Consider the following 8,767-nt stretch of genomic DNA (forward strand, 5'->3'; position numbering starts at 1 on the left):
ATGAGGCACGCCTTTTAAACTTACCAACAGACAGGCGGAAACAATTGGTTTAAAGTTCTAGCGTTTTAATATCTATATCAATGATTTTGTCTGCATGCTGACGCATATATGTATTTAAGGAGTCGATTTTTGCTATTGTTATATGGATCCCTTCCTTCCTGGCAAATTTCATTGCGGGGATGAAATCATTATCCGCCGTAACAAGTGCGATTATCTCCACGATTTTCTTTGTTGCAAGCCAAGCAATATCCAGTCCAATCTTCATATCCACAGCTTTTTGTTTAAAATCAGGGGTAATGTCCGAGGGTTCGATAGCCCCCGTTTTTTTAATGTTGTTAATCGCACCCCTTGTGAGCTTCCATCCGCCAAAAGAAAGCTTACCTTTTCTCAAGGCAACAAAATCGGTTTCGGCTAATTCTCTGTGGAAATCATTCACAGCGGTAAACAGAGGCGTCTTAGAAAAATCTGTTGTAGAGTTGTCGATAGGATTCGTTATTTCTTTTCCGAAAGGTGGAGCATCGTAGTAATAAAGTCTAAACAATTCCTCGTGCGGTCGTTGAAGTATCTTCTCTTCTACCAGTTTCAAAATAACCCCGGGTGTAAGGTTTTTTGACAGTTGTCTCTTGTAAATTTTTGACAAGTACCCACCATCAATTAAGACAGCTACTTTTTTCATACAGAAATATTCCCCTAAATAGACTGGGCCCATTACCAACCTAAGTTAGTAACAGGCCCCTATCTGCCAGCCTACTGGCGTTCGGATGTAATCGGAGCTATCAACCGTATCCTTTATAATTAGTATACCACAAATAACGAACGAGACCATCCTTGTCAAGCCCTTTAAAAAAATAAATCGTAAGCCTTGCTGCTGTGGTGTATTAGAAAGGATTGTCAAGCATAATGGCTTTGACGCCCATGACAACTCAATTAGCTGGCCAGTTATAGTGGAGTTTACCACGTGTCGTGAGCGGATTTTCCTACGCTGTGCCATATTTGGGTCAAAAGTGTGCCAAATATGGGTCATTCTTGGTGTCACCCCTTGTCCACACCTGCCTTGTTTGTCCTTGTATGTCCACCCCCCTAAGGCAAGGAAAATCCTGAACTTACGTCATAAGTCTAGGGCCTATAAGATGGGGTGAGCGAGGGGATTCGAACCCCCGACCCCCAGAGCCACAGTCTGGTGCTCTAACCAACTGAGCTACGCCCACCATGTTATGTATCAATAAGACATACCAATTCTATCAACACCTGATTAATTGTCAAGTTACATGGTGTTTGTCGTGAGGTACCGAAGGGCTTAGGTGGACTATGGGGATACCTGCGAGCGTTTTAGGTGCTTGACCCTGTCAAGACAAGGGAAATCTAACCTCAGGATGGATTCTGGTGGGGGTGTGTGACGGTTGTCGTTGTTAAATTTCCGTTCCTCTCGTGCCGCTTATCAAGTCCTTCAGTTTAGTTCTTACTTCCCCTAAACTAAACGGCTTCAAAAGATAACCGATGGGTTCAGCTTCCTTTGCCCTCCGTAACGCTTTGTCCTCATGGGCAGTTACGAATATAACCGGGATATTCAGCTCCGCCTTGATTATTTTAGCGGCCTCTACGCCGTCTATCTTTCCTGGCATGACAATATCCGTCAGAAGTAAATCGGGCCTCAGCTCCCTGGCCATGCTGATGGCTTCTTCACCCGAGGAGGCAGTCCCAACGACCTCGTACCCCAGAGACGTCAGGCAACTTTCCAACCCCATGGCGATGAGAGTCTCGTCATCTACTACCAGTATTTTAGTATTAGACTTTTTCTCCATTTTCTTCTGAGACCTTAAATTCTATGACAAACTCCATGCCCCCGTCACTTTTAACATACATTTTCCCTTTAACTGTCTCTCTACCAGGTTTCTAACCAGCTTAAGACCAAGGGTGTTGGTTTTATAGACGTCAACGTCTTCCGGGATGCCGGCGCCGTCGTCCTTGATCCTTATGGAGACGGTGTCGTCGGCTGCTCTCTGCATGGAGATTTCAAGCGTTCCCTTTTCTCTGTCCTTGTAGGCATGTTCAAGGGCATTGGAAATCAGTTCATTCAAGGCCAGGGCGCAGGGGATTGCCTGGCTCACCGGCAGGTAAATGTCAGGGGCTTTAATATCAATTGCAATATTTTTCTTCTGTCCGTAAAGTTGTAACAGCGAACTGGTCATTCCCCGCAGATATTTATCCATATCTATCCGGTCAAACCTGTCAGTCTGGTATAGTTGTGAGTGAATGAGGGACATCGTACCAACCCTGCTACAGGCCTCCATAAGCAACCTATTTGCCTCTTCGTTGTCGGTTTGCATACGGCTCATATCGAGCAGGCTTGAGATGATTTGCAGGTTGTTCTTGACCCGATGGTGAATTTCTTTCAGCAGTTCTTCCTTTTCCAGGAGAGATGTCTTGATTTGTTTCTCGCTCTGGAATAATTCCTCCGTGCGCTCAGCCACCCGTCTTTCCAGAGATTCGTTAAGTGTCTTTAGTTTATTCTCCAGACGTTTGCGCTCGGCGATTCCGCCTGTAAGATTCTTTTCCTTCTCGTGCAGCTCGTAAAAGACTTTGCAGAGTGAGGCGATTGTTTTCGCTGTAATCTCTATCTGCCTCTTTGCCGATTCACGGACATATTCAGGGCGGTCTTCATACTCATCTATAGCGCTTTGTACTTCTTTTACGCTTGTCCCATATTTCTCAGCGATTTCCTTAATTGTTTTGATGTCCTTAGGCGGGTTAGACACGGCGGCGTTCGCCGCACCGATAGGTGTCCCATCTAACATAATGGGGACAGCGTAAATAAACAGCCCGCCGGAACACTCCTCGCCAAACGGCTTCATGAAGTCGATGGATTTTTTGGATATCTGCCAGCAGTCATCATGGCAGATACCCTTACCCTTTCCGGCTTTGGCCTCACAGGCATCGGTAAGACAATTACAATACTCAGACGTTATCAGACAGGCGGCGTAACTGCCGTCGAGTTCATATATTGCAGCGGATGTTTGGAGGTAGTTCTGGTAGGCTTCCTAAAGGATTTCAAGAAGGTTTACCGGTACTAGGTCAGTAATCCTTGACATGGTTTACAGCTCCTCTTAGCCAAGATCTTCCGTCCGCCTTACAACAGGAAACATGTGGGAATATACAGTTTGTCCAATTCCAAACGGGTCTTGGAGTTCTTTACTAATGTCAGGCCCACTTCTTAGGCAAACTTTCCCAGTTTGGAAAACTACTACTATTAGGGAGGGTTGTCAAGCCTGAGGATAAATACAAAGGGAGGTGGTTATTGCGGGCATCCTTGGCTGGTTCACTATGGCACTATTCCTTATGATGCTGCCGGGCCGCCAAGTGACAGCCACACACGATGTGCGCGGTTTGGAGTTTTAGATGCTTAAAAACACGTTCCAGAAGGGAGATTTTGGCCTCAGAATGTCAGTGAGAAATTTAACATACCCCCCGGTAATTGTGTACCTGGTCTCCGTAAAAGCGTTTACGATGTCACAGTAACATGTCGCCGTAACACGATGGGGAGCCGGCTCCCCGGCGTTAATTCCAGATAACCACCTTTACCCCCCATCTACAGCCGCCTTCACCTTCTTGTATTCGGGGGTTTCTACGAGAGGTTCTTGTTTCTTACTCCAAATCGGCGGGTGCCTGGGGCTCATTTCCAAGGCCTTTTCGTAGCTGAACAGTACCTCCATCGGCGTAGCCCCCATTCTATCCAGCAGAAGACCCTTTCCACTCCACGCCACGGCTGTTGGTTCAATCTCAAGCGACTTATTATAGTATTCTAAGGCCTCTTGATGTCTGCCCAACTCGGTCAGTGCCCAACCCTTGACTACAAAAGACACGTGTAAAATTGGTAAGTCCTTCGCTGACTTGTCGGCAAAGTGGAGGCCCTCCAAAGGCCTGCCCAGATTAGTTAGTGCCGCGCTCTTGGCGACCCAACATAACCAACGTATGGGGCCGTTTGGGTCAATCTCCAGTGCCTTGTCGAAGCATTCAATAGCCTCTTCATAATTACCTGATTCACCAAGTTTTGTGCCACGTTGAAACCACGTGTCGGCATCCATTGTGGCGGCGCCCTGTGCCTCAACCTCCTTCGGTTTTGTCTCCCCGGCCAATTTTTTGAGGGCTTTTATCTCGTTGTCGTAGGCATCTACAAGTTCTGGGTTTAGCTCCCGTGCGCGCTCGTGGTCGGCTGTGGCCCGCTTATGCTGGCCCAGGTTGTTATAGGCAAACCCACGGTTGATGTAGGCCGCTGCATAGTCTGGATTAATCTCAAGTGCGCGGTCGAGGTCGGCTATGGCCCGCTTATGCTGGCCCAGGTTGTTATAGGTAAACCCCCGGTTGAAGTAGGCCTCTGCAAGTTCTGGGTTAATCTCTAGTGCGCGGTTGCAGTCGGCTATGGCCCGCTCATACCGGCCCAGCTTGACATAGGCATTCCCACGGTTGTTGTAGGCACTTGCATAATCAGGCATTAGCCTTATGGCCTCCGTGTATTCGCTTATCGCCAGGCCATATTTACCCTCGTTGTAAAAGGAATTGCCCGCATCAAAATGACGCACAGCCTCATTGTCATTTGCCTGGCTCATAGTTGGGGAGAACAGGAGTGATACGGTACAGCAGAGGATGAGAAAATGAAGTCTGCGGAAGAATGGCGGGCGCGTACTCACACGTTCAAACACGCGCGGCAAATTCTTTGGCCTTATTCTGCCCATTTTACTTCCCCTCCGGAGCTTATCATATGTATGGACGGATTTTGTGGTTTTATAGGCCGGCTTATCTTGCAAGCTCCTCTAGCGTGGCAATCTACTACCAGTGGGAGGGATTGTCAAGCCGATAGCATTGGCGAGGTATTCCCCCAGGACCCTCTCAGAGGCCCGCTGCCGTACGCCAACGCATGCCGGCAGGGTGTAGTATATGGCAGGACATGCTATAACCCTTTTTTGCAGGGTTTTGTTCACACTAACGGTGGAAAAATCTGTCTGAATCAGGTATCGTGTAGATTACCGGGAAGGAAGAAACATCAAGGCACTTCAGAGAGGTTAAGTAAGCTTTACAACAGGGGTCTTAAGAGGTATTATCCACATCCCCGGTTAGGTTACTCAGGGAGTTTAAGTAATATTAAGGAGGTGAATTGTGGGGTTTATCAAGAAGATAGTAATAGCCCTGGTCGTGTTATTTGTCTTGCTTACGGCGCTTGAGCTGTTAGGCGTAATTAACTACTGTCCGGCGATATAGCTCGATGCCGTGTAGTGTTTGTCCGGCAAGGAAAGTTAAGCTTTCTTTCCGCGGCTTTTCCCGCTTCAGCAACACTCTTAAGGCGGCCTAACCCTCCCGAAAAGGGGTCCCGAGAGAGGCAGACCAGGGTTTTTGATAGAGCGAAGTGCGCGGTTAAGTCGGTTCATTATACTCCATACCTTGCAGCATGGAATTCTCGAGCATCTGCATCCGCCTGCCCAGGTCCCTTACCATCTCGTGCGTACGCGCCATTTTCACCACTATTTCGTTTGTCTGGTGAAGCCTTGTGGTCATCCTCTGTATCATCTTCCTGGCGAAAGGAGGGAGGGTCTCGCCGTACTTCCTGCACATCTTCTCGTCCATCACCACTATTTCACAATCAGTCTGTGCCGAGGCCGTGGTAGAGCGAGGAAGCCTTTCACAAAGTACGGCACGTTCGCTGATAAAATCTCCCTCATTCCCCTCTCCCAACTTTATGCTCTTGTTCAGCACACGCTTGGTTATTGTAATCGTGCCGCGCTCTATGAAGTACATCTCATCGGCCGTGCTGCCCTCATAGAAAAGGATTTCTCCCTGCTTTAGAGCTATGGTCTTACCACCCTTAAGATTTAAATCAGATTCAAAAGCCATCTCTTATCCTCCTGCTCCCAAGATTTCTGGTTTTATGTTATGTCTGCAAAAAGTGAAGTTTTGTTTTTAGGACCGTCCCAAGCGTTTTCATCTCCACCTATATCTGAGTCCGGCCACCTCTTTCTATTGCAAAAGCCTACTGTCGGCCGGGAGGATTGTCAAGCGTGTTACAACGAGCATAATTTGTTGTGCCTGAACCGTTCCTGTTTGTGCGATTGCCAGAAGCAATTAACAAAGGAACGATAAAGTCTCCAGCCCGTTTGCCCGGCATGCTTCCTTTCACTTGACAAGTTGTTTTTTTCATTTAAACTTGAGTAAAGACGGCATGTTAAGCACCTGCGACACAAGCCGGCTTCTGCTTTTAACGATCTTTTTTGAGCTGCGGCCCTGAGCGCTACTATCGGCTTTCCGGATTTTTTGTTGGAATTTGGAGTGATTGCACGATGATTATCGTAATGAAACCCGGGTCTTCTAAGAAGGAGATAGACCACGTAATAAAGACGGTAGAGGGCAAGGGGCTGAAGACCGCGCTCCTGCACGGCACGGAGAGGGATGTCATTGCCTGCCTCGGCGACAAACGTGACATATCCCAGGATTTCTGGAACGCGATACCCGGCGTAGAGAAGGCCGTGCCCATACTTTCTCCATACAAGATGGCCAGCCGTGAGGTGAAGCCCGCCCCTACCCGGATACCGATAAGCCCGGAATTTTCTTTCGGCGGGAAGACCATTGGGGTGATAGCGGGGCCGTGCGCGGTAGAGAATAAGGCCCAGTTAGTCTCTATCGCGAAGAGGGTAAAGGAATGCGGGGCGATTGCGCTCAGGGGCGGCGCGTTCAAGCCCAGGTCGAGCCCGTACTCCTTCCAGGGCCTGGAGGAGGAGGGACTTGCCTATCTGGCGGAGACAAGAGAAGAGGTGGGACTTCCCGTTGTGACAGAGGTCTTGAGCCCGGAGCACGTGGAGATGGTGGCCAAATATGTGGACATCCTGCAGATAGGCACCCGGAACATGGGCAATTTTGTGCTGCTCAAGGCCGTTGGAGAGCAGCCAAAACCGGTCATCCTGAAGAGGGGCATGTCCGCGACACTCGACGAATTTCTCCTGGCCGCCGAGTATATACTCTCCCGGGGCAATGATAACGTGATCCTGTGCGAAAGGGGTATCCGTACCTTTGAGAAGCATACCCGTTTCACGTTGAGCCTGAGCGCGATACCGGAGCTGAAACAGCTTACCCACCTGCCCGTTATCGTAGACCCAAGCCATGGCACTGGAAAACGCCGCCTCGTAAACCCCATGTGCAAGGGCGCCGTAGCCGTGGGCGCTGACGGACTGCTGATAGAGGTGCATACGGACCCCGAGAAGGCCTTTGTTGACGGCGCGCAGACCATAACAACGGATGATTTCGGCACACTGATGAAAGAGCTCAAACCTGTGGCACAGGCCGTGGGCAGGGATATATAACCAGAACACCTGAGGAGCAGTATGGTAGAGATAAGACCGTCTCACAGGGTATCGTCCATGTCTTCATATGCCTTCGCGGAGGTGGACGCGCAGGTAACAATGCTTAAGGAGCAAGGTGTTTCGCCGATCGACTTCGGTGTGGGCGACCCGACGTCTCCCACTCCGCGGGTGGTCAGACAGGCCACACAGATGGCCATAGACATCAGGAAGAGTTCCGGGTACCCCAGCTACACAGGCACCAGAGAATACCGCGTTACCATAAGCGAATGGATGAAGAAGCGGTTTGGGATGAACCTGGACCCGGACACGGAAATCTCTTCCACGATGGGCTCGAAGGAGGCCGTCTTCAACTTCCCGGAGGGGCTGGTTGACCATGGGGACTACGTGATAATCCCAACGCCGGGATATCCCCCCTACGCAAGGGGAGCCCTCTTCGCGGAGGGTATACCGTATTTTGTGCCGCTGCTCCCGGAGAACCACTTCCTGCCAGACCTTGAGGACATCCCCCATAAGGTGCTAAAGAGGGCGAAGATTATGTGGATAAACTATCCCAGCAACCCATGCGCCGTTAACGCGCCTCTCAGGTTTCTGGAAGAAGTGGTGGAGTTCGGCCACAAGCATAATATCATCATCGCCGCCGATGAAGCGTATACGGAGATTTATTTCACCAACAACCCGCCGCACAGCATCCTTGAGACCACGAAGGAAGGGGTGCTGGCCTTCCACTCGCTCTCAAAACGAAGCGCCATGACCTGTTACCGCACGGGTTGGGTGGCCGGCGACAGGCGTATAGTGGACATATTCAAGAAGGTAAAGACCAACATAGATTCCGGCACCGCCACGTTTATCCAGGACGGCGCAATCGCCGCCCTCGGAGACGAGACCCACGTGGAGCAACTGCGCAAGGAGTACCGGGAGAAGCGGGATATACTGGTAAAGGCGCTGACCCGGGCCGGGCTCCCGGACTGCACGCCTGAGTCAACCATGTATATATGGCAGAGGGTGCCGCAGGGGATGAGTTCCGTTGAGTTCGCGACGAAGCTGCTGGACCCCGAGGTGGCCATCGTGACCACACCCGGCGCGTGGCTGAGCGACCCCACCGAATCGAACAAGAACCCCGGAGAGGGTTTCGTGAGATTTGCCCTGGTCCCCGGCATAGAGCAAACGAAAGAGGCCGCAGAGCACCTGAAAAATCTGAAGCTGTAATAGCGGTGTGGTGCGTCAAGACGTACCCTACATTGACACCACTTTGATGCAGTTCATTTCGGACAGACCTAAAGGTCTGTCCCTACATCTAGTAACTCAGCGTCTTTTCTTCCCACTAAGCACCCTGACCCACCTGGCGGCGGCCTTAATCTCTTCCGGTGTAAGCTCCTTCCGCCAGCCTGGCATCTTTTTCCTGCCGTAGGTTATTGACTCTATTA

The 8,767-nt window shown here is 50.2% G+C and carries 8 protein-coding genes and 1 tRNA gene; 3 read left to right on the top strand and 6 right to left on the bottom strand.

Annotation, left to right across the window (positions count from 1 at the left end):
- Window positions 1–49: 49 nt before the first annotated feature.
- The 4 genes from NOU37_09800 to NOU37_09815 all read right to left on the bottom strand — a co-directional run bounded on the left by NOU37_09800 (window position 50) and on the right by NOU37_09815 (window position 2,966).
- A complete protein-coding gene (locus NOU37_09800; protein ID MCQ4575519.1) occupies window positions 50–676 on the bottom strand; it encodes an NYN domain-containing protein in 627 nt (208 codons plus the stop codon).
- 455 nt (window positions 677–1,131) lie between these two features.
- Window positions 1,132–1,208 (bottom strand) — tRNA-His (locus tag NOU37_09805).
- A 201-nt stretch (window positions 1,209–1,409) separates the two neighbouring features.
- Complete coding sequence (locus tag NOU37_09810; protein MCQ4575520.1) at window positions 1,410–1,802, bottom strand: response regulator; 393 nt, start codon at window positions 1,800–1,802, stop codon at window positions 1,410–1,412.
- A 21-nt stretch (window positions 1,803–1,823) separates the two neighbouring features.
- Window positions 1,824–2,966: an ATP-binding protein gene (locus tag NOU37_09815; protein ID MCQ4575521.1), complete on the bottom strand. Its 1,143-nt coding sequence runs from the start codon at window positions 2,964–2,966 to the stop codon at window positions 1,824–1,826.
- Here NOU37_09815 and NOU37_09820 point away from each other — a divergent pair.
- On the top strand, window positions 2,892–3,071 hold the full coding sequence (locus NOU37_09820; protein MCQ4575522.1) for a hypothetical protein: 180 nt from the start codon (window positions 2,892–2,894) through the stop codon (window positions 3,069–3,071). The genes NOU37_09815 and NOU37_09820 overlap by 75 nt on opposite strands.
- 504 nt (window positions 3,072–3,575) lie before the next feature.
- Here the strand turns inward: NOU37_09820 and NOU37_09825 are convergent.
- Both NOU37_09825 and NOU37_09830 read right to left on the bottom strand, forming a co-directional pair.
- Window positions 3,576–4,730 carry a tetratricopeptide repeat protein gene (locus NOU37_09825; protein MCQ4575523.1) on the bottom strand — a complete coding sequence of 385 codons (1,155 nt, stop codon included), beginning with the start codon at window positions 4,728–4,730 and terminating at the stop codon, window positions 3,576–3,578.
- 676 nt (window positions 4,731–5,406) lie between these two features.
- On the bottom strand, window positions 5,407–5,883 hold the full coding sequence (locus NOU37_09830; protein ID MCQ4575524.1) for a Crp/Fnr family transcriptional regulator: 477 nt from the start codon (window positions 5,881–5,883) through the stop codon (window positions 5,407–5,409).
- Between the two features lie 443 nt (window positions 5,884–6,326).
- On the opposite strand from NOU37_09830, the gene aroF reads away from it, so the two are divergent.
- On the top strand, window positions 6,327–7,343 hold the full coding sequence (gene aroF, locus NOU37_09835) for a 3-deoxy-7-phosphoheptulonate synthase (GenBank protein ID MCQ4575525.1): 1,017 nt from the start codon (window positions 6,327–6,329) through the stop codon (window positions 7,341–7,343).
- A 21-nt stretch (window positions 7,344–7,364) separates the two neighbouring features.
- Window positions 7,365–8,549 carry an aminotransferase class I/II-fold pyridoxal phosphate-dependent enzyme gene (locus NOU37_09840; protein ID MCQ4575526.1) on the top strand — a complete coding sequence of 395 codons (1,185 nt, stop codon included), beginning with the start codon at window positions 7,365–7,367 and terminating at the stop codon, window positions 8,547–8,549.
- Window positions 8,550–8,767: the final 218 nt, after the last annotated feature.

Source organism: Candidatus Bathyanammoxibius amoris (assembly GCA_024451685.1).
Taxonomy (GTDB): Bacteria; Planctomycetota; Brocadiia; order Brocadiales; family Bathyanammoxibiaceae; genus Bathyanammoxibius; species Bathyanammoxibius amoris.

Coding starts and splice junctions, on each gene's coding strand:
- NOU37_09800 (MCQ4575519.1), bottom strand. CDS start 676: ATGAAAAAAGTAGCTGTCTTAATTGATGGTGGGTACTTGTCAAAAATT.
- aroF (MCQ4575525.1), top strand. CDS start 6,327: ATGATTATCGTAATGAAACCCGGGTCTTCTAAGAAGGAGATAGACCAC.
- NOU37_09830 (MCQ4575524.1), bottom strand. CDS start 5,883: ATGGCTTTTGAATCTGATTTAAATCTTAAGGGTGGTAAGACCATAGCT.
- NOU37_09840 (MCQ4575526.1), top strand. CDS start 7,365: ATGGTAGAGATAAGACCGTCTCACAGGGTATCGTCCATGTCTTCATAT.
- NOU37_09810 (MCQ4575520.1), bottom strand. CDS start 1,802: ATGGAGAAAAAGTCTAATACTAAAATACTGGTAGTAGATGACGAGACT.
- NOU37_09820 (MCQ4575522.1), top strand. CDS start 2,892: ATGGCAGATACCCTTACCCTTTCCGGCTTTGGCCTCACAGGCATCGGT.
- NOU37_09825 (MCQ4575523.1), bottom strand. CDS start 4,730: ATGGGCAGAATAAGGCCAAAGAATTTGCCGCGCGTGTTTGAACGTGTG.